At 67.0% G+C, this 18,458-nt stretch carries 16 protein-coding genes and 3 pseudogenes; 17 read left to right on the top strand and 2 right to left on the bottom strand.

The window, feature by feature from the left end:
* Nucleotides 1-42 precede the first annotated feature (42 nt).
* Both aspS and OUO20_RS07500 read left to right on the top strand, forming a co-directional pair.
* Nucleotides 43-1,839, top strand: coding sequence for an aspartate--tRNA ligase (gene aspS, locus OUO20_RS07505; RefSeq protein ID WP_018769327.1), 1,797 nt, complete (start codon nucleotides 43-45; stop codon nucleotides 1,837-1,839).
* 86 nt (nucleotides 1,840-1,925) lie between these two features.
* Nucleotides 1,926-2,726, top strand: coding sequence for a GNAT family N-acetyltransferase (locus OUO20_RS07500; RefSeq protein WP_268003174.1), 801 nt, complete (start codon nucleotides 1,926-1,928; stop codon nucleotides 2,724-2,726).
* Between the two features lie 20 nt (nucleotides 2,727-2,746).
* On the opposite strand, the gene OUO20_RS07495 is transcribed toward OUO20_RS07500, so the two are convergent.
* A complete protein-coding gene (locus OUO20_RS07495) occupies nucleotides 2,747-3,415 on the bottom strand; it encodes an acVLRF1 family peptidyl-tRNA hydrolase (protein WP_268003173.1) in 669 nt (222 codons plus the stop codon).
* A gap of 76 nt (nucleotides 3,416-3,491) precedes the next feature.
* Between OUO20_RS07495 and OUO20_RS07490 the strand changes: the two genes are divergently transcribed.
* The 15 genes and pseudogenes from OUO20_RS07490 to nusB all read left to right on the top strand — a co-directional run bounded on the left by OUO20_RS07490 (nucleotide 3,492) and on the right by nusB (nucleotide 17,077).
* Nucleotides 3,492-4,976: a replication-associated recombination protein A gene (locus OUO20_RS07490; protein ID WP_223991633.1), complete on the top strand. Its 1,485-nt coding sequence runs from the start codon at nucleotides 3,492-3,494 to the stop codon at nucleotides 4,974-4,976.
* 168 nt (nucleotides 4,977-5,144) lie between these two features.
* A complete protein-coding gene (rpsD, locus tag OUO20_RS07485; RefSeq protein WP_009357431.1) occupies nucleotides 5,145-5,771 on the top strand; it encodes a 30S ribosomal protein S4 in 627 nt (208 codons plus the stop codon).
* Nucleotides 5,772-5,914: 143 nt separating this feature from the next.
* Nucleotides 5,915-6,289 carry a DUF948 domain-containing protein gene (locus tag OUO20_RS07480; RefSeq protein ID WP_018769323.1) on the top strand — a complete coding sequence of 125 codons (375 nt, stop codon included), beginning with the start codon at nucleotides 5,915-5,917 and terminating at the stop codon, nucleotides 6,287-6,289.
* A 17-nt stretch (nucleotides 6,290-6,306) separates the two neighbouring features.
* A complete protein-coding gene (locus tag OUO20_RS07475; RefSeq protein WP_268003172.1) occupies nucleotides 6,307-6,537 on the top strand; it encodes a DUF6167 family protein in 231 nt (76 codons plus the stop codon).
* A 123-nt stretch (nucleotides 6,538-6,660) separates the two neighbouring features.
* Nucleotides 6,661-9,338 (top strand): annotated as a pseudogene (alaS, locus tag OUO20_RS07470) (alanine--tRNA ligase).
* A 7-nt stretch (nucleotides 9,339-9,345) separates the two neighbouring features.
* Nucleotides 9,346-9,945 (top strand): Holliday junction resolvase RuvX, encoded by a 600-nt coding sequence (gene ruvX / locus OUO20_RS07465; protein ID WP_056390463.1) that lies wholly within the window; start codon nucleotides 9,346-9,348, stop codon nucleotides 9,943-9,945.
* A complete protein-coding gene (mltG, locus tag OUO20_RS07460; protein WP_056390459.1) occupies nucleotides 9,942-11,678 on the top strand; it encodes an endolytic transglycosylase MltG in 1,737 nt (578 codons plus the stop codon). Before ruvX ends, mltG begins: the two co-directional genes overlap by 4 nt.
* Nucleotides 11,675-12,535 carry a shikimate dehydrogenase gene (locus tag OUO20_RS07455; RefSeq protein ID WP_056390456.1) on the top strand — a complete coding sequence of 287 codons (861 nt, stop codon included), beginning with the start codon at nucleotides 11,675-11,677 and terminating at the stop codon, nucleotides 12,533-12,535. Before mltG ends, OUO20_RS07455 begins: the two co-directional genes overlap by 4 nt.
* Nucleotides 12,536-12,558: 23 nt before the next feature.
* Complete coding sequence (aroC, locus tag OUO20_RS07450; RefSeq protein ID WP_026265774.1) at nucleotides 12,559-13,758, top strand: chorismate synthase; 1,200 nt, start codon at nucleotides 12,559-12,561, stop codon at nucleotides 13,756-13,758.
* Nucleotides 13,758-14,327 carry a shikimate kinase gene (locus OUO20_RS07445; protein WP_018769316.1) on the top strand — a complete coding sequence of 190 codons (570 nt, stop codon included), beginning with the start codon at nucleotides 13,758-13,760 and terminating at the stop codon, nucleotides 14,325-14,327. The genes aroC and OUO20_RS07445 overlap by 1 nt, the downstream gene beginning before the upstream one ends.
* Nucleotides 14,324-14,811 (top strand): annotated as a pseudogene (locus OUO20_RS21665) (iron-containing alcohol dehydrogenase); the annotation flags it as partial. The gene OUO20_RS07445 and the pseudogene OUO20_RS21665, both read left to right, overlap by 4 nt.
* A 75-nt stretch (nucleotides 14,812-14,886) precedes the next feature.
* On the top strand, nucleotides 14,887-15,414 hold the full coding sequence (locus OUO20_RS21660) for a 3-dehydroquinate synthase family protein (protein ID WP_442781133.1): 528 nt from the start codon (nucleotides 14,887-14,889) through the stop codon (nucleotides 15,412-15,414).
* On the top strand, nucleotides 15,414-15,932 hold the full coding sequence (locus OUO20_RS07435; RefSeq protein WP_268003171.1) for a tetratricopeptide repeat protein: 519 nt from the start codon (nucleotides 15,414-15,416) through the stop codon (nucleotides 15,930-15,932). The genes OUO20_RS21660 and OUO20_RS07435 overlap by 1 nt, the downstream gene beginning before the upstream one ends.
* A 172-nt stretch (nucleotides 15,933-16,104) precedes the next feature.
* A pseudogene (gene efp, locus OUO20_RS07430) lies at nucleotides 16,105-16,667 on the top strand (elongation factor P).
* Nucleotides 16,667-17,077 carry a transcription antitermination factor NusB gene (gene nusB / locus OUO20_RS07425; RefSeq protein WP_018769312.1) on the top strand — a complete coding sequence of 137 codons (411 nt, stop codon included), beginning with the start codon at nucleotides 16,667-16,669 and terminating at the stop codon, nucleotides 17,075-17,077. The pseudogene efp and the gene nusB overlap by 1 nt, the downstream one beginning before the upstream one ends.
* A gap of 64 nt (nucleotides 17,078-17,141) precedes the next feature.
* On the opposite strand, the gene OUO20_RS07420 is transcribed toward nusB, so the two are convergent.
* Nucleotides 17,142-18,413 (bottom strand): PrsW family intramembrane metalloprotease, encoded by a 1,272-nt coding sequence (locus OUO20_RS07420; protein WP_018769311.1) that lies wholly within the window; start codon nucleotides 18,411-18,413, stop codon nucleotides 17,142-17,144.
* Nucleotides 18,414-18,458 lie beyond the last annotated feature (45 nt).

The raw sequence follows: 18,458 nt of genomic DNA, 5'->3' as shown, positions 1-18,458 counted from the left end.
ATCATATTGACTTCCCACTGTTTTCCCGCAGAAAGGCGTGCTGTGCTGCGCACACATGACCTCGGATCCCTTCGCTCCGAGCACATTGGACAAACCGTAACCCTGGCCGGCTGGGTGGGCCGCCGCCGTGATCACGGTGGTGTGGCATTCGTGGATTTGCGCGACGCTTCGGGCGTGGCCCAGGTGGTGGTCCGCGAGGAGGAAGTGTTCCACGGACTGCGCAATGAATACGTCCTGCAGATCAAGGGCACCGTTTCCAGGCGTCCTGAAGGCAACGAGAACCCGGCGCTGGCCACGGGCGAAATCGAGGTCATCGCCGAGGACGTCACCGTCCTCAACACCTCCGACCCGCTGCCGTTCCAGATCGACGAGCACGTGGAAGTCGGCGAGGAAGCGCGCCTCAAGCACCGCTACCTGGACCTGCGCCGTCCCGGCCCCAGCCGCAACCTGCGCCTCCGCTCCGAGGCAAACCGGGTGGCGCGCGAACTGCTCCACCATGAGGGCTTCGTGGAGATCGAGACGCCCACGCTGACACGTTCGACGCCGGAAGGCGCCCGTGACTTCCTGGTTCCGGCACGCCTGGCTCCGGGGTCCTGGTACGCGCTGCCGCAGTCCCCGCAGCTGTTCAAGCAGCTGCTGCAGGTGGGCGGCTTCGAAAAGTACTACCAGATTGCCCGCTGCTACCGGGACGAGGACTTCCGCGCGGACCGCCAGCCGGAATTCACCCAGCTGGACATTGAGGCCAGCTTCGTGGACCAGGACGACGTGATCCGGCTGGGCGAAAACATCGTCAAGGCGGTGTGGCAGCTCATCGGCGTCGACATCCCCACGCCCATCCAGCGGATCACGTACGCCGACGCGATGGCGCGCTACGGCTCGGACAAGCCGGACCTGCGCTTTGGCCAGGAACTGACCGAGCTCACGGATTTCTTCAAGGACACCAACTTCGGCGTCTTCAAGGCACCCTACGTTGGGGCCGTCGTCATGCCCGGCGGCGCGTCGCAGGCACGCCGTGCCCTTGATGCCTGGCAGGAGTGGGCCAAGCAGCGCGGCGCCAAGGGCCTGGCGTATGTCCTCTACAAGGAGGACGGCGAGCTCGCCGGACCGGTCGCCAAGAACCTCACCGAGTTCGAGCGCGCCGGCCTGGCTGACGCCGTGGGCGCCAAGCCCGGGGACTGCATCTTCTTCGCCGCGGGTGAGAAGACGCCGTCGCGGGCCCTGCTGGGTGCTGCACGCGTGGAGATCGGCCACCGCACCGGCCTGATCGATCCCAACGCCTGGGCTTTCTGCTGGGTGGTGGACGCGCCGATGTTCGAGCCCGCAGCAGCCGCTGTTGCCTCCGGTGACGTCGCCGTCGGCGGAGGGCAGTGGACCGCAGTCCATCACGCATTCACCTCGCCCAAGCCCGAGTTCCTTGACACCTTCGACAAGGATCCGGAATCGGCGCTCTCCTACGCCTACGACATCGTGTGCAACGGCAACGAAATCGGCGGCGGCTCCATCCGTATCCACCAGCGGGACGTGCAGGAGCGCGTCTTCGAGCTGATGGGCCTGGACAAGGAGGACGCCCAGACCAAGTTCGGCTTCCTGCTGGAGGGCTTCAAGTACGGCGCCCCGCCGCACGGCGGAATCGCCTTCGGCTGGGACCGCGTGGTCTCGCTGCTGGCGGGCGTCGAGTCCATCCGCGACGTCATCGCCTTCCCGAAGTCCGGCGGCGGCCACGACCCCCTCACCGATGCCCCGGCCCCCATCACGCCGCAGCAGCGCAAGGAGGCAGGCGTGGACTTCAAGCCGGAGGCCAAAAAGCCGGAAGTGAAGAAGCCCGAAGAGAAGCAGTAGCATCACGCACGCTGCCGCAAGGCAGCGGCCAAGGAGGTTCCCCGGATCACCGGGGAACCTCCCGCCTTTAACGAAGGAGCTGTCAGTTGTCCGCCCAGGGCAAAAGTGAACCCGCACCACTGGACCTCGAAGCCGCCATGGATGCCGCCTGGCCGGCCCTGGAACGGTACGACGCCGGGGGCTGGGTCCTGCGCGCAGCAGGCGGAGTGACCCAGCGCGCCAACTCCATCTGGCCGCGTGCCGTCACCGCGGATTTGCAAGGTGACAGCCTCCGGGGCCTGCTCGCCGACGCCAGGTCCTGGTACCGCAGCCGCCGGCTGCCGGTCATCTTCCAGCTGTTCGACACCCCCGCAACAGCCGCGCTGCACGACCTGCTCGACGCTGAAGGCTTCACCCGGCAATCCGGGACCGTGGTCATGACCCGCGGCCCGATGACTGGAGGAACCGCGGACGCTGCCGTTGAAGTTTCCCGGGAACCCTCCGCGGACTGGCTGCGCGTCTGGTGGGAGGTGGACGGGCGCGGCGGGGAGGACGCCCTCGCCATCGCCCGGGAAATCCTGCTGGGCTGTCCTTCGATTTACGCGCTTGTCCGTGACGGAGCCGGGCTGCCCGCCGCCGTCGGGCGCCTCGCCCTTCCCGCCGGAAGCGCCCAGGGCGGGCTGTACTGCATGGCCACCCGGGCTGAAGCGCGCCGCCGCGGCTACGGAACTGCTGTCCTCCAGTCCTTGCTGCAGGCCGGTGCGGAGCAGGGGGCGGGGAAGTACTGGCTCCTTGTCACCGCCGCCAACCATGGGGCGCAGGCGATGTATGCCAACGCCGGGTTCACGGAAGCCGGGCGTTACCTGTACCGGCAGGAACGCCCCCGCCGCGCCCTGACAGGCTGCTGACCACGCAGCAGCCGTGCGCGCTATCCGGATGCGTCGGTCACCGTGATCCGGACCGAGCAGGCGTCCACCGCGGCCTTCTTCAACACGGCGGCCCGGGGCTCGGCGACGTCGAGCCACGCGAGGCGTGGCAGGCGGGCGTAGTCACGCAGGGCCGGTTCCTGGAGGACAAGGTCGGCCAGGGGCCGGTCGCCGCCGGGCACCAGGTACTCGAAGGCCGCACTACGGAACACGTCCGCCGCCTGGCCGGCCACGGCCGCAACCAAAGCGTCCGCCTGGTTGGAACGGCGGCGGGCAAACCGCTGCTGGGACTGTCCGCCCGCAGCCGTACGGGACTGGACGTACCTGGTGCCTGCCTTGGATGCCAGCAGGATGCCTTCGCTTGCCACCCCTATGCCGTAACCGCCGCGCCGCACCAGCAGCAGGCCCAGCCGTCGCGGTTGGGCCGCAAGGGCGGCCAGCCGCTCCAGCGCTCCGCTGCCGCGTCCCGGGCGTCCGTCGGCCGGCCACGGCGCCTGCAGGAGCGCTTCGGTGCCGTCGGCCGCCACCAGGCGGAGGCCGTCGTCGTCATCCTGCAGCCGGTAACCGCCATGCGAGGCGCCGAACCGGTCGGCCCAGCCCGGCAGCCGGCTGCCGGGCACGAACGCGGTGCGGACGGACGGCGGCCCGTCGTGGGCAACGGTGGCAGGCATGGGAGGTCCTTTGGTGTCAGGGCCGGGCGGAAGACGGAGGCGAAAAGCAGCGGTGGACTGGAAGTAGCCTATCTATGTGGATGATCTCTTCGGGCACGGACCAGAAAACGACGACGACGACGGTCCCGTCTCCGGGGCAAGCACCGGTTCCGGGGGCCAGGGTTCCAGGGGGCAGGGTTCCCGTAGCCAAGGTTCGCCGCGCAGTCCGCTGGCCGTCCGGATGCGGCCCCGCACCCTGGACGAAGTGGTGGGCCAGCAGCACCTGCTCGGCCAGGGTTCGCCGCTGCGGCAGCTGGCCGCAGGCGCCGGGGCGGACAGTACGGGCCCGGCCGGTCCCACCTCCCTCATCCTCTGGGGGCCGCCCGGTACGGGAAAGACCACGCTGGCGCACGTCATCGCGCGCGGACCGGGACGGAAATTCGTGGAACTGTCCGCCATCACCGCCGGCGTCAAGGACGTCCGCCGCGTCATGGACGACGCCCTGACGGCCAGGGACCTGTACAAGACCACCACGGTGCTGTTCCTTGACGAGATCCACCGCTTCAACAAGGCCCAGCAGGACGCGCTGCTTCCCGGCGTCGAAAACCGTTGGGTGGTCCTGGTGGCTGCCACCACGGAGAATCCTTCCTTTTCGGTGGTCTCGCCCCTGCTGTCCCGCTCCCTGCTCCTCACGCTCAGGCCGCTGACGGATGCCGACATCGAGGGCCTCCTGGTGCGGGCCGTCGAGGACCCGCGCGGGCTGGGCGGGAAGGTCCGGCTCAGCGACGAAGCGCTGGAACACCTGGTCCGGCTGTCCGGCGGGGACGCGCGAAGGGCGCTCACTGCATTGGAGGCTGCGGCCGGCGTCGCCTTCGGTGACGCGGACGACGTCGAACGTTCCGTGGGGGAGGAGGGTGCAGCTGCTGAGCCCGTCACTGCTGAGCCGGTCACCGTGGAGTTGCGCCACACCGAGCGTGCGCTGGATGCGGCCGCCGTCCGCTATGACCGTGCCGGTGACCAGCACTACGACGTGGCCAGCGCATTCATCAAGTCCATCAGGGGCTCGGACGTGGATGCTGCCCTGCATTACCTTGCCCGGATGCTTGAAGCCGGGGAGGACCCGCGGTTCGTGGCGCGTCGGATCGTCATCTCGGCGGCAGAGGATGTGGGCATGGCCGACCCCACGGCGCTGCAGACCGCCGTGGCCGCGGCGCAGGCGGTGCAGCTGATCGGGATGCCGGAGGGACGGATCATCCTGGCTGAGGCCGTGGTCCACCTCGCCACCGCGCCAAAATCGAATGCCGCCTACATGGGCATCAACAAAGCCATCGCGGACGTGCGCGCGGGACTCGGCGTCGGCATTCCCGCGCATCTGCGGGATGCGCACTACCCGGGCTCCAAGCAGCTGGGACACGGCGTGGGGTACAAGTACGCCCACGACGCCCCGCACGCGGTGGCAACGCAGCAGTACCCGCCGGACGACCTGGTGGGCCGCGACTACTACCAGCCCACCGGCAACGGAGCGGAACGGGACATCGCCCAGCGGCTGGAGCGGTTGCGGAAGATTGTGCGGGGCAAGTAGCCGCCATGGTAGGCTGGATGTTCGTCTGGCAAGGCACGGACGCACAATCTCCCCAATTCGTTGAGAAGGTTATGCCCTGCGCCCAGTAGCAAAAGGCAGCGGTTGGCCGATGCTCTCCATCGTGGAGGCCAGTAACACTGACACACCGCAGATATTGGAAGGACACTAGTGGCTAACAACACTCGTGCTCGCCGTCAGGCCCGCCTCTCGCGGTCCCTCGGCATCGCTCTGACCCCCAAGGCCGCCAAGTACATGGAGCGCCGCCCGTACGGCCCCGGTGAGCATGGCCGTGCCCGCAAGAAGCAGGACTCCGACTACGCCGTACGTCTGCGCGAAAAGCAGCGTCTGCGCGCCCAGTACGGCATCCGCGAAGCTCAGATGACCCGTGCCTTCGAAGAAGCCCGCCGCACCAAGGGCCTGACCGGTGAAAACCTCATCGAGCTGCTCGAAATGCGTCTCGACGCCCTGGTCCTGCGTGCCGGCTTCGCCCGCACCATCGCCCAGGCCCGCCAGCTGGTTGTGCACCGCCACATCATGGTTGACGGCGTCCGCGTTGACCGCCCGTCGTTCCGCGTCGGCGAGGGCCAGCTGGTCCACGTCCACAGCCGCAGCGAGACCATGGTTCCGCTCCAGGTTGCCGCAGCCGGCGCACACCGCGACGTCCTGCCTGCCGTTCCGGCCTACCTGGACGTCAAGCTGGAAGCCCTGCAGGCACGCCTGGTCCGCCGCCCCAAGCGTTCGGAAATCCCGGTGACCTGCGAAGAGCAGCTCGTCGTCGAATTCTACGCACGCTAAATCACAGCAGCGTATCCAAAGAGCCCGTGGCACGCGCCGCGGGCTTCTTTGTATGTAAGGTACTTGGGGGACATCTGCGCAACGGGCATTCCGTCACGCCGCGGATGGGGCTCAATCACAGAATTTCGAGGAGATGAACGTCTATGACTGGTGGCGATATTGCCGGCCTGATCGCTGCCGGGGTGTTCGCGCTCCTGGTGCTGCTGCTCGCGGTCCCCATCCTGAAGCTGGGGAAAGTCTTCGACGAAGTGCGGACTGCCATCAGGTCCATCAGCGACGGCGCCACGCCCCTGATGGATGAGGTAACGGCCACCGTTTCCACCACCAACCAGCAGTTGAAGAAGGTGGACGGTATCGCGTCCAACGTCTCCGACGCATCCGCCAACATTTCCGCCCTGTCCTCGCTGGTGGCCGCCACGGTGGGCTCGCCGCTGATCAAGGTTGCGGCGTTCAGCTACGGCGTGCGCAGCGCCGTCGCCAACCGCCGGAAGCCCGCTGCCGGCCGCCGCAGCCGCTAGATTCGAAGAGAACGAATATGAAAAGAATTGTCTGGATGGGAATCGGCGTGGCCATTGGGGTCATTGCCTTCCGCAAAGTGAGCCAGGCCCAGTCCACTCTTGGGCCTGAGGGCCTCAACCGTGCGGCAGGGCGTCTTGCCGACGGGGTGTACGACTTCGCGGATGCCGTCCGCGCAGGGATGCGCGAACGGGAAACCGACCTGCGGACCGCCCTTGGCGTCGAGTCCGCGGAACTGGTCCGCCGCTGAGCCCGCGGGGCACAACCGGCACCAGCCAACAACCGGCAGGAACCCGATCCGGGAACCTTGCCACCTGAACGAAATTTCCGTGCCGCCCGGCGGGACGGACCAAGAAGGGTAAGAAAACAGCTCATGAAGTCGCAGGAGATCACAAAGCGCTGGGTGGACTTTTTTGTCAGCAAGGGCCACACGGCGGTTCCCTCCGCATCGCTGGTCTCCAGCGACCCCTCCCTGCTGTTCACGGTGGCCGGCATGGTCCCGTTCATTCCGTACCTCACTGCCCGCGAAGAAGCGCCCTACTCCCGCGCCACCAGCGTGCAGAAGTGCATCCGCACCGGCGACATCGAGGAAGTGGGCAAGACTGCCCGCCACGGCACCTTCTTCCAGATGTGCGGCAACTTCTCGTTCGGCGACTACTTCAAGGAAGACGCCATCAAGTTCGCCTGGGAGCTCCTCACCAAGAGCGTTGACGACGGCGGCTACGGCCTTGCGCCCGAACGTCTGTGGGTGACGGTCTACGAAGAGGACGACGAAGCCGAGGAACTGTGGCTGAAGAACACCGGCGTCCCGGCTGAACGCATCCAGCGGATGGGCAAGTCGGACAACTACTGGCACACCGGCCAGCCCGGACCCGCCGGCCCCTGCTCCGAGATCTACTACGACCGCGGTCCCGCCTACGGCGTTGACGGCGGCCCCATCGCCGACGAGAACCGCTACGTCGAGATCTGGAACCTGGTGTTCATGCAGTACCAGATCGAAAACGTCCGCTCCAAGGTGGACTTCGACGTCGTCGGCGAGCTGCCCAAGAAGAACATCGACACGGGCCTGGGCATGGAACGCCTTGCCATGATCCTGCAGGGCGTCGAGAACATGTACGAGACCGACCAGGTGCGGCCGGTCATCGACAAGGCCGCCGAACTGTCCGGCAGGGAATACACCTCCGCCGAAACCCCGGACGATCCCCACCACACCGACGACGTGCGCATGCGCGTGGTGGCCGACCACATCCGATCGGCACTGATGCTGATCTCCGACGGCGTGACCCCCTCCAACGAGGGCCGCGGATACGTCCTGCGCCGCCTCATCCGGCGTGCCGTCCGTTCCATGCGCCTCCTGGGTGTGGAACAGGCCTGCCTGCCTGATCTGCTGCCCGTATCGCGCGACGCCATGAAGGGCGTCTACCCGGTGGTGGAGACCGATTTCGACCGGATCAGCCGCATTGCCTACGCCGAAGAGAAGGCGTTCCTGCGCACCATCGCGTCCGGCACCGCCCGGTTGGAAGAGGCCGTGAAGGAATCCAAGGCCGCCAACAAGCCGCTGTCCGGTGCGGACGCCTTCACGCTGCACGACACTTACGGCTTCCCCATCGACCTCACGCTGGAGATGGCGGAGGAAGCGGGACTCAAAGTGGATGAGGCGGCCTTCCGCGGCCTCATGCAGGAACAGCGCCAGCGCGCCCAGGCCGATGCCAAGGGCAAGAAGGGCGGCCACGCCGACCTCACCGTCTTCCAGGACATCCTGGCCCAGGGCGAGACGGTCTTCACCGGGTACACCGAGCTTGAGGGCGAGTCGCGCGTTCGCGGCCTGCTCAGCGCCGGCCGCCAGGTGCAGCAGGCCGCCACCGGCGACGAGATCGAACTCGTCCTGGCCGAAACCCCTTCTACGCCGAAGCCGGCGGCCAGGCCGCCGACACCGGCCTGATCACCGGTGACGGATTCGTCGTCGAGGTCCTGGACGTCCAGCGGCCCGTAAGGGGCCTGAGTGTCCACAAGGCGATTGTCCGCGAAGGCGAAATCGGCGCTGACTCGCTGGTGCGCGCCGCCGTCGACCGTGAACGCCGCCATGCCGCTGAGCAGGCCCACACGGGCACGCACATCGTGCATGCCGCGCTGCACCAGATCCTTGGTCCGGAGGCCACCCAGCGTGGATCCTTCAACAAGGCGGGGTACCTGCGCTTCGACTTCGCCTGGGGCGAAGGCCTGAGCACCGCCACGCGGTCCGAAATCGAGGAAGTCTCCAACCTGGCCATCCGTAACAACTACGCGGTGGAAACGAAGATCATGGGGCTGGCCGAAGCGAAGGCCATGGGCGCCATGGCCCTTTTCGGGGAGAACTACGGCAGCGAGGTGCGCGTGGTGGAGATCGACGGCGCGTGGTCACGCGAGCTGTGCGGCGGCACCCACGTTGCCAACACCTCGCTGATCGGCAGCCTGTCGCTCCTGGGTGAACAGTCCGTCGGCTCGGGCAACCGCCGCGTGGAGGCTTTCGTTGGCATGGAGGCCTTCCGCCACCTTGCGGCTGAGCGTGCCCTGGTGACCGAACTGACGGACCTGTTGAAGGTCCCGTCCGGCCAGCTCGCCGACAGGATTTCCGCCACCCTGGCCAAGTTGAAGGCCACCGAGAAGGAACTGGACCGGCTCCGCAAAGAACAGCTGGCCGCTTCCGCTGCGCAGCTGGTCAACACCGCCCAGGACGCCGCAGGCGTCAAGGTGCTGGCCCACGACGCCGGCACCGTCAGCGGAGCCGACGACCTTCGCGGCCTGGCCCTTGACCTGCGCAACCGGCTCGGTTCGGCAGCTGCCGCCGTGGCTGTGGCCGGCGTCGCCAACGACCGTCCACTGATCCTGGTAGCCACCAATGAGGCAGCCAGGGAGGCCGGCGTCAAGGCCGGTGCCCTGGTCCGGGTGGCTGCCGGTGTCCTCGGTGGTGGTGGCGGCGGCAAGGACGACGTCGCCCAAGGCGGCGGAACCGACGCCGGAAAGGTCGGCGCTGCCCTGGCAGCCGTCGTCGACGCCATTTCAAGGCGCTAACCACGTTATGACCGATCCTGTTGCTGCCGGCGGCTACCCCCAGGGCGTCAAACTGGGGGTGGACGTCGGCACCGTCCGGGTGGGCGTGGCCGTCTGCGACCGCGACTCCATCCTTGCCACGCCGTACAAGACCCTCGACCGGAATGCCAGGAAAAACTCGGACGTGCGCGTCATCGCCAAACTGGCGGAGGAACTCGGCGCGGTGCAGGTTATCGTCGGGCTGCCCAGGACGATGAAGGGCGAAGAACATGCCTCGGCCAGGATGGCCACGGACTATGCCCTCCTCCTCGCCGCGGAGTTTTCACGGCGCGGTCTTGCCGTTCCGGTGAACCTCGTGGATGAGCGCCTCAGCAGTGTCACGGCCCACCGGAACCTGCACGAAGCTGGCATGAGCAGCAGGGACCACCGTAAAGTAGTGGATCAGGTCGCGGCGGCGGGTATTCTTCAGCACGCCATCGACATGCAGAAAGCCAGGGGAGCGGATGTCGGCTCACGCGTGACAGCGCCACCCCCGTCCGTGGACCTGGGGGCCGGTGGGACGGACGAAACCGTCCGCGCCATCCCCGCAGACACGGCCCAATCTTCAGATAATGGAAGGCAACAGTGAGCCCTGCCAACATTGACGACACCTTCGGCCGGCTGGATACCGGGGCTGGGAGGCCGTTGACCCGCAAGGAACTGCGGGCACGGGAGAAGAGCCTCAATACCGGTGGCCAGGACGCCGTGCCCGAGCAGGCCTATGAAACCGGCGACGTCCCGCCGCCCCCGGCCGCACCGCCTGCGGCGCCGTCGCCAGCAGCGGCGCCCACGTTTGCTCCGCTGCCCGGCGCAGGTGATGTTCCTGCGGCACCGGAGGCACCCCCGTCCATCCAGGACGAAGAGCCCGCAGGTCCTTCCCACGCGGACCCTTTCGACGGCGACGCTGCCGCCCCGGACGCCCCTGCGCCCCTTGGACATCACGACGACGTCCCGCACCATGGCAACGTCGGCGGCCATGACGCCGTCGGACACCAGGACGCTGTCACGCTTCATGACGATGTGCACCATGAAGTCGCCCTGCACCACGACGCCGCCGGGCACCAAGACCACGTGCACCACGCAGCGGACCTGCACCACCCGGACCTGCACGACTACCAGGAAGTGCACGACGACCATGTCCACCACGCCGCCGGATACCACGACGATGCCCACGTGGACGCACCGCACCACGATGTCCACCACCACGACGCGGACCATGGATTGCTGCCCGGCTCATCGGCAGCCCAGGTAGTGCCGCGCCCCTCGAAGAAGGTCCGGCGCCGGCGCAGGCTGCTCGCCCTGTTCCTGACCCTTGCCGTTTTTGTGGCGGCTGTGGCCGTGGGAGCCCAGTTCCTCAAGCCACTCCTGGGCAACGGCAAGCCTTCGGACTTCCCGGGTCCCGGATCGGGTGAGGTCCGGATCACGGTGGCAAGCGGCGAGGGAACCCGATCGGTCGCCACGGAACTGGAGAACCAGCGCGTCGTGGCCAACGCCGACACGTTCATGCAGGCGTTCCATGCCTCCGGCGGCACATTGTCGCCGGGCGACTACACCTTCAAAACCGAGATGAAGAACGCGGACGCGGTCAACATCCTGGCGGGCAAGGACAAGACGAAGGTCATTTACTTCGCCCTTAGCGCGGGCCTCAGGATTGGCGAATCGCTGCAGGCGATCTCGGAGGGCTCGGGGATTTCCGTGCAGCAGCTGCAGGCCCTCAGCAACCAGCCCGCACAGTTTGGCCTGCCCGCCAACGCCAAGAACCTCGAAGGCTACCTGGCACCGGGTGAGTACCGTTTCCCGCTGGGAACCCCGGCCAAGGACATCCTGCAGGCGCTGGTGAAGTCCACCACCGATGAACTCGTGTCGCAGGGCATCACGGACCCCGCCAAGCAGTACCAGGCCGTTATCGTGGCCAGCATTGTCCAGGCCGAGGGCGGACAGGCAGACTACGGTGACGTGGCGGGCGCCATTTACAACCGGCTCAAGCCCAATGACCAGACCGGTGGCTTCCTGCAGGTTGACTCCGCCGTCACGTACGGCCTTGGCACCCGGAGCTTCAACTTCACGGACGAGCAGCGCCAGGACAAATCCAACCCCTACAACACCTACGCCAATCCGGGGCTGCCGCCGGGACCCATCGGTTCTCCCGGCAAGACCGCCATCGATGCGGCCGCCCGGCCCAAAGCCAATGACTACCTGTACTGGGTGACCATCAATTTGGACACCAAGGAAACCAAGTTCGCCAAGACACTGGCTGAACACAACGCGTACGTCGAGCAGTACAACGCGTGGTGCCAGGCCAACGCGGGCCGCTGCACATGACTCTGCGGGCTGCCGTGCTGGGCCACCCGATCAGCCACTCGAAATCCCCGGCGCTGCATCTCTCGGCATACGGGCAGCTGGGCGCGGGCATCAGCTACACGGCCATCGACGTCACAGAGGAGTTGCTGCCGTCCTTCATGCGCCAGATCCGGCACCAGCCGGGCTGGCGCGGGCTCTCCGTCACGATGCCGTTGAAGACGGCGATGCTCCAGGAAGTGGACGAGGTACGGGGAGTCGCGCAGACCCTCGGCGTGGTGAACACCGTTACCTTCGAGGACTCAGCCGGCGGCATCAAGACGGTGGGCTCCAACACGGACGTTGCCGGGATCGTCAACGCCCTGTGCCATGCGGGCACCCCCGCAGCACCAACGGCTGTCATCCTTGGTGGCGGCGGGACCGCTGCATCGGCCATCGCTGCCCTGAAGGAACTGGGCACCGGAACGGTGCAAGTCTTCGTCCGCGATGCCTCACGCACAGCAGATGTCCGTGCAGCCGCGGACAGCCTGGGAGTTGCCCTGGAGGTCCGCCCCCTGGCTGGAGCCGCGCGCCCCACGTCGGAAGCCGACGTCGTGATTTCCACCCTGCCGCCCCGTGCGGCAGACGGACTCGCAGCCGAAGTGGCCGCCTTGAAAGCTCCGACGCCCGGCGTGCTGCTGGATGTTGCCTACGATCCGTGGCCCAGCCTGGTTGCCTCGGTATGGCAGGCCGGCGGTGGCCGCGTGGTGCCGGGGCTGGAGATGTTGCTTTACCAGGCAGTGGAGCAGGTGCGGCTCTTCACCCGTCGCGGGGAAGACGTTAATGCAGCTGTCATAGATGTGATGTGTGACGCAGTCGGCCTTGCCCGGCGGGCGTTCTGACCGCCCTACGTGGCAGGATGGAAATTATGCGTTGGTTGACTGCCGGTGAATCCCATGGTCCGGCTCTGATGGGAATTATTGAGGGCGTCCCCGCCGGTGTGGAAATCACCAGCGGGCACATCGCAGACTCCCTGGCCCGCCGCCGCCTTGGCTACGGCCGCGGTGCGCGGATGAAGTTCGAGCAGGACGTGGTCACCATCCTCGGCGGTGTCCGGCACGGCATCACCCAGGGCGGCCCCGTTGCCATCCAGGTGGGAAACACCGAATGGCCCAAATGGGAGCAGATCATGTCCGCCGACCCGGTGGCCCCAGAACTCCTCGCCGACCAGGCGCGCAACGCGCCCCTGACGCGTCCCCGTCCGGGGCACGCGGACTTCACCGGCATGCAGAAGTACGGCTTCGACGAAGCGCGTCCGGTGCTGGAACGCGCCAGCGCGCGGGAGACCGCCACCCGGGTGGCGCTGGGCACCGTAGCGGCGCAGTTCCTCAAGCACCTCGGCATTGAGCTCGTCAGCCACACCGTGTCCATTGCCAGCGTGACGGTGCCCGAAGGCCGTCCGTTGCCCGTACCGGGCGATGTCATTGCCCTGGATACCGACCCCCTGCGCTGCTTCGACCGTGACACGTCGAACGCCATGGTGGCCGAGGTGGACGCCGCGCACAAGGAAGGCGAAACACTGGGCGGCGTGGTGGAGGTCCTTGCCTACGGCCTCCCGCCGGGACTTGGCAGCTACGTGCACTGGGACCGCCGGCTGGACGCCAGGCTTGCTGCGGCCCTCATGGGGATCCAGGCCATCAAAGGCGTGGAGGTGGGCGACGGCTTCCTCACCGCAGCCCGCCGCGGTTCTGCCGCCCATGACGAGATCGTCCGCGACGGCGGCGGCCGGATTGTGCGCGCCAGCAACCGTGCCGGCGGCATCGAAGGCGGCATGAGCATCGGGGATGTCCTCCGCGTCCGTGCAGCCATGAAGCCCATCGCCACCGTGCCGCGTGCCCTGCGGACCATCGACGTCAGCACCGGTGAACCGGCCAAGGCCCACCACCAGCGCTCGGACGTTTGTGCAGTCCCGGCCGCCGGCGTGGTGGCCGAGGCCATGGTGGCCCTGGTCCTCGCCGAGGCTGTCATCGAAAAGTTCGGCGGTGACTCCGTGGCGGAAACCGCACGCAACATCAAGGGTTACCTGGACAACATCCCGGCATCCCTGGACTCGATCGGCCAGTAGTGCTCCACCGCAGCAGTACCGGATCTGTCGGCGACCGGCCGATTGTGCTCATCGGCCCCATGGCCGTGGGCAAATCGGCCATCGGCCAGCAGCTGGCGCAGCAGTTGGGCGTCCGGTTTGTCGACACGGACGCCGTGATCGTTGCCGGGCACGGATCCATCGCCGAGATCTTCGCGGGCCGCGGTGAACACGCCTTCCGGGAAATTGAGGCGCGGACCGTCGCCCGCGCCGTTGAGGAAGCCGAAGGGACAACCACTGTTATTTCGCTCGGCGGGGGAGCGGTGCTCGACTCGGGGACGCAGCAGCTGATCAGCCACTGCACCGTCGTGTACCTGGAGTGCGACGCCGACACCGTCGCCGACCGGATTGCCCGGAACTCCGGCCGGCCGCTCCTTGCCGGCGACGCCATGGGCCGCTGGACAGCAATGTTCGCCACCCGCAGGCCGGTCTACGAGAAGCTGGCCGACATCACCCTGGACGTCCGCCACGGCTCGATACCCGAGCTCGGCGGCCGGCTGGAAGCAGCACTGCGGAACCACGCAGCTGCCAAACAGGAAGTTGAAAAGTGAACACCCAATCAACAGTCATCAACGTCACCGGCGAGGGTGCCGGCAACAACTACGGCGTCGTCGTCGGGCGCGGCCTGCTTGGTGACCTTCCCGCGCTGCTCGGGGAGCGCGTCCGCCGGGTCCTGGTGATCCACCCCCGCGCCCTGCGCCTCACCGGCGACACCGTCCGCGATGAACTCGCAGCCGCCGGTTTCACCTCCCTCACCGCCGAAATCCCGGACGCCGAAGAAGGCAAGCACATCCAGGTGGCAGCTTTCTGCTGGCAGGTCCTGGGCCAAAACGACTTCACCCGCTCGGACGCCATCGTCGCCGTCGGCGGCGGGGCAGTGACCGACCTGGCAGGCTTCGTCGCCGCCACCTGGCTGCGGGGGTCAAAGTCATCCACATGCCCACCAGCCTGTTGGGCATGGTGGACGCGTCCGTGGGCGGCAAGACCGGCATCAATACCGCGGAGGGGAAGAACCTCGTCGGCGCCTTCCACCCGCCCGCCGCCGTCCTGGCGGACCTGGACACCCTGGACACGCTGCCGAAGAACGAGATCATTTCCGGACTGGCCGAGGTGATCAAGTGCGGCTTTATTGCCGATCCCGCCATTCTTGACCTGGTGGAAAAGGACCCGGCCACCGTGGTTGACCCGCGCTCCGACGTGCTCCGGGAACTCATCGAGCGGGCTATCGCCGTCAAGGCGAAAGTTGTTTCCGAGGACCTCAAAGAGTCCGGGCTGCGGGAAATCCTGAACTACGGACACACCCTGGGACACGCCATCGAACTGGTGGAACGGTATTCCTGGCGGCACGGCGCCGCCGTGTCCGTGGGCATGATGTTCGCAGCGGAACTTGCCCGCAGCGTGGGCCGGCTCAGCGATACCGACGCCGACCGGCACCGGAGCATCCTGGAAGGCCTTGGGCTCCCGGTCACCTACCGGCGGGACCGTTGGCAGGGCCTGCTGGACGGGATGCGGCGCGATAAGAAATCCCGCGGCGACCTGCTGCGCTTCGTGGTGCTTGACGGCATCGCCAAACCGGGGATCCTCGACGTCCCGGACACCTCGCTGCTGTTTGCGGCCTACCAGGAAATTGCCTCCTGATGCAGGGCAACATGAGCGGAACCTCCGACTGGCCCGAGGCCGGCTTCCCGGGTATCCGGATCAATCCGGACACGCTGCTGCCCCAGGTCGTCAACGAGGACGTGGTGCGGGAGGCGTTGGCCGCCTCCACCGACCCCGCTGACCACATCTTCGTGCTGCTGGTTGAGGGCCACGCGTCCGAAGCTGCCGAACTGCTGGCCGAGGCACGCTTCAAGGACCCGGAATCATTCCTGCTCCGTGTGTTCGAAGCCGAGGTGCTCAGCGTCAGCCACCGCATGGACCGTGCCATTGGGTTGTTCCGGCAGCTCCTGGCTGAGGCGCACGGCACGCCGCGGGAGGCCCTGGCCCTGCTGTACCTGGGCCGCACGCAGTACGCAGCCGGCCAAACCTCCGCGGCGGTGGAGTCCTTCTCCAGGGCGCTTGACCTGGGGGTGGCGCAATCGGCGGATGCCGCCCAGATCTATTCATCCACGGTGGCCCTCCAGCGTGCCAGGGACGTCCTGGACCTGGCCTGCTGAGCCGGCCGGCAGCGCCGGCGGAAAGGCCCGCTCCGATTTACCGGTAGAATGGTTGTGGAATTTTTGCATCCACGCGATTTTTGACAAACACGTGCAGGCGGGCCGATGTGGCGTGCCCGCCCGGCATACAGCATCTGACCACGCGGCCAGACAAAGAAACCAGAGGAAACCAGTGGCAACCACTAACGACATTAAGAACGGAACGGTCCTGAAGCTTGAGGGCCAGCTCTGGAACGTCATCGAATTCCAGCACGTCAAGCCCGGCAAGGGCGGCGCCTTTGTGCGGACCAAGATGCGCAACGTGATGTCCGGCAAGGTTGTTGACAAGACCTTCAACGCCGGGCTCAAGATCGAGACGGCCACCGTGGACCGCCGCGACTACCAGTACCTGTACCAGGACGGTGCGGACTTCGTCTTCATGGACACCTCCGACTACGACCAGATCACCGTCTCCGGTGCCACGGTGGGCGACGCCACCAACTTCATGCTCGAGAACCAGATGGTCAACATTGCCATCCACGACGGCAACCCCTCTACATTGAACTGCCGCCGAGCGTCGTCCTCGAAATCACCTACACCGAGCCGGGCCTGCAGGGTGACCGCTCCTCCGCGGGTACCAAGCCCGCCACGCTGGAGACCGGCTACGAGATCCAGGTTCCGCTGTTCATCGAGAACAACACCAAGGTCAAGGTGGACACCCGCGACGGCAGCTACCTGGGCCGGGTCACTGAGTAGTGAGCGCCCGCGGTAAAGCCCGCAACAGGGCACTGGATGTTCTTTTCGAGGCGGAGCAGCGCTCCGTTTCGGCGTTCGACGTGCTTCGTGCGCGCCGGGAAAAGACCGACCAGGTGGTCAACCCCTACACCCTGGAAATCGTCGAAGGCGTGCTTTCCCAGCAGGCAGCCATTGACGAGTTCCTGGAGACGTACTCGCAGGGCTGGAGCCTGGAGCGGATGCCGTCCGTAGACCGCATCATCCTGCGCATCGGCACCTGGGAGCTGCTTTACAACGACGACGTCCCCGACGGCGTGGCGGTCAGTGAGGCCGTCGCGCTGGCCAAGACGTTGTCCACGGACGAGTCGCCGCAGTTCATCAACGGCCTGCTGGGCCGGCTGCAGCAGCTGAAGCCTTCGCTGCTCGCGTAGCCTTTCCACCACGCAACAGGGCCCCGCCATCCGGCGGGGCCCTGTTGCGTGCCAGCGGTTCACATCATCCGGCCACTGCCGCCCTCAGGGACACGATCCGCTGGAGCTGCTGCCTTTCCTCGGCCTGGTGCAGCGGAACATCGCGTCCGCTCAGGATCCGCTGGCGGGTGTTGGCAAGCTGGGTGGCCGCCTTCACGAACTGCTTCATCTGCCGCTTCCTGCCCGAACCCGCAGCCCATGCCAGGACCATGCGCCTGCCGCCGCGGGTGGCCAGCAGCTGGACTTCCGCGGGCGTGAACCATCCCGCAGCGGAATACTCCATCAGCCGCTGCCGGGTAAGGCGGTTTTCGGCCACCCGCAGGAAGATGATGCCGCCCACTGCCAGCACGAAGATCGGTACCTGGACCATGATGTAGTCCAGCAGGAAGCCGCCGCCCATGCTGTTCCACCTGTTGTGCAGGAACATGGCCGGCAGCAGTCCCACGAAGAAGGCGCCGATCGAGGCGCCCGTGTGCCAGCGCCTGGCAGCGAATCCCATGACCAGGCCTGTGGTGCCGGTGAAAATCGCATGGGCGAAGGGGGACATGACACCGCGGAGGAAGAACACCTGGGCGAAGTCGCTGGCCGGGGATGCCGATTCCGCGATGGCCCTGCCGAAGTAGAGGATGTTTTCGGTGAAGGCGAAGCCGCCGGCGATGGTGAACGCAAACACCACCCCGTCCACGGGACCGTCGAATTGCCGGCGCGCCGCGAGGAGGAGGATGAGCAGGCCAAGGGACTTGGCGAACTCCTCGACGATGGGGGCCTGGACGGTGGCCATGTAGGTCTGCAGGTCGGGTTCGTCGGTGAACTGGAAGGCGATCACGAAGAACGGCTGGATGAGCAGGGTCACGGCAACGGACACCGCCGCACCCCACGTGAAGGCAAAGAACAACAGCCGCTTGGGTTCCGGTTCCCACCTGTCGATGATGTGGACCGCAGCCAGGACCACCGACAGCGGGACCAGCGATGCCAGGAAACCAATTAGGAAACCGGCGGCGCCGGTGTTGGACAGCAGGAACGGCACCACCAGGAACAGGCTCAGGAAAGCAAGCACGCCGCCCGCAACCGTCAGGCCCGCCAGCCCGCTGCGGGTCCGCGATGCCCGCAGCGCGGCTTCCTGCGCCTGCGGCGGCACCACTGCAGCCAGCGGGTGGCCCTGGTGTCCGGGGGCGGCGCGGTAGTATTCGGGCTGCACCTGTCCCATCCAGCTGGGATTGGCCTGCCGGGGCAGGGGGCCGGTGGGCCTGCGGTAGGGGTCGTCGGGGAGGCCGGAGGAAGGCTGCTGCGGATACATCGGCATATCCGAAAGCCTAAGCGGGGGCCACCACACCACAAAGGA

The organism is Arthrobacter sp. FX8 (genome assembly GCF_026723805.1).
Lineage (GTDB): Bacteria > Actinomycetota > Actinomycetes > Actinomycetales > Micrococcaceae > Arthrobacter.
Note: the sequence above shows the minus strand (reverse complement) of the source record. Positions and strands in the feature narration are given on the sequence as shown.

Excerpts from the sequence above, each read along its gene's own strand:
- OUO20_RS07435 (WP_268003171.1), top strand. The coding sequence starts at position 15,414 with ATGCAGGGCAACATGAGCGGAACCTCCGACTGGCCCGAGGCCGGCTTC.
- OUO20_RS07475 (WP_268003172.1), top strand. The coding sequence starts at position 6,307 with ATGAAAAGAATTGTCTGGATGGGAATCGGCGTGGCCATTGGGGTCATT.
- ruvX (WP_056390463.1), top strand. The coding sequence starts at position 9,346 with ATGACCGATCCTGTTGCTGCCGGCGGCTACCCCCAGGGCGTCAAACTG.
- OUO20_RS07455 (WP_056390456.1), top strand. The coding sequence starts at position 11,675 with ATGACTCTGCGGGCTGCCGTGCTGGGCCACCCGATCAGCCACTCGAAA.
- OUO20_RS07420 (WP_018769311.1), bottom strand. The coding sequence starts at position 18,413 with ATGTATCCGCAGCAGCCTTCCTCCGGCCTCCCCGACGACCCCTACCGC.
- OUO20_RS07495 (WP_268003173.1), bottom strand. The coding sequence starts at position 3,415 with ATGCCTGCCACCGTTGCCCACGACGGGCCGCCGTCCGTCCGCACCGCG.
- OUO20_RS07480 (WP_018769323.1), top strand. The coding sequence starts at position 5,915 with ATGACTGGTGGCGATATTGCCGGCCTGATCGCTGCCGGGGTGTTCGCG.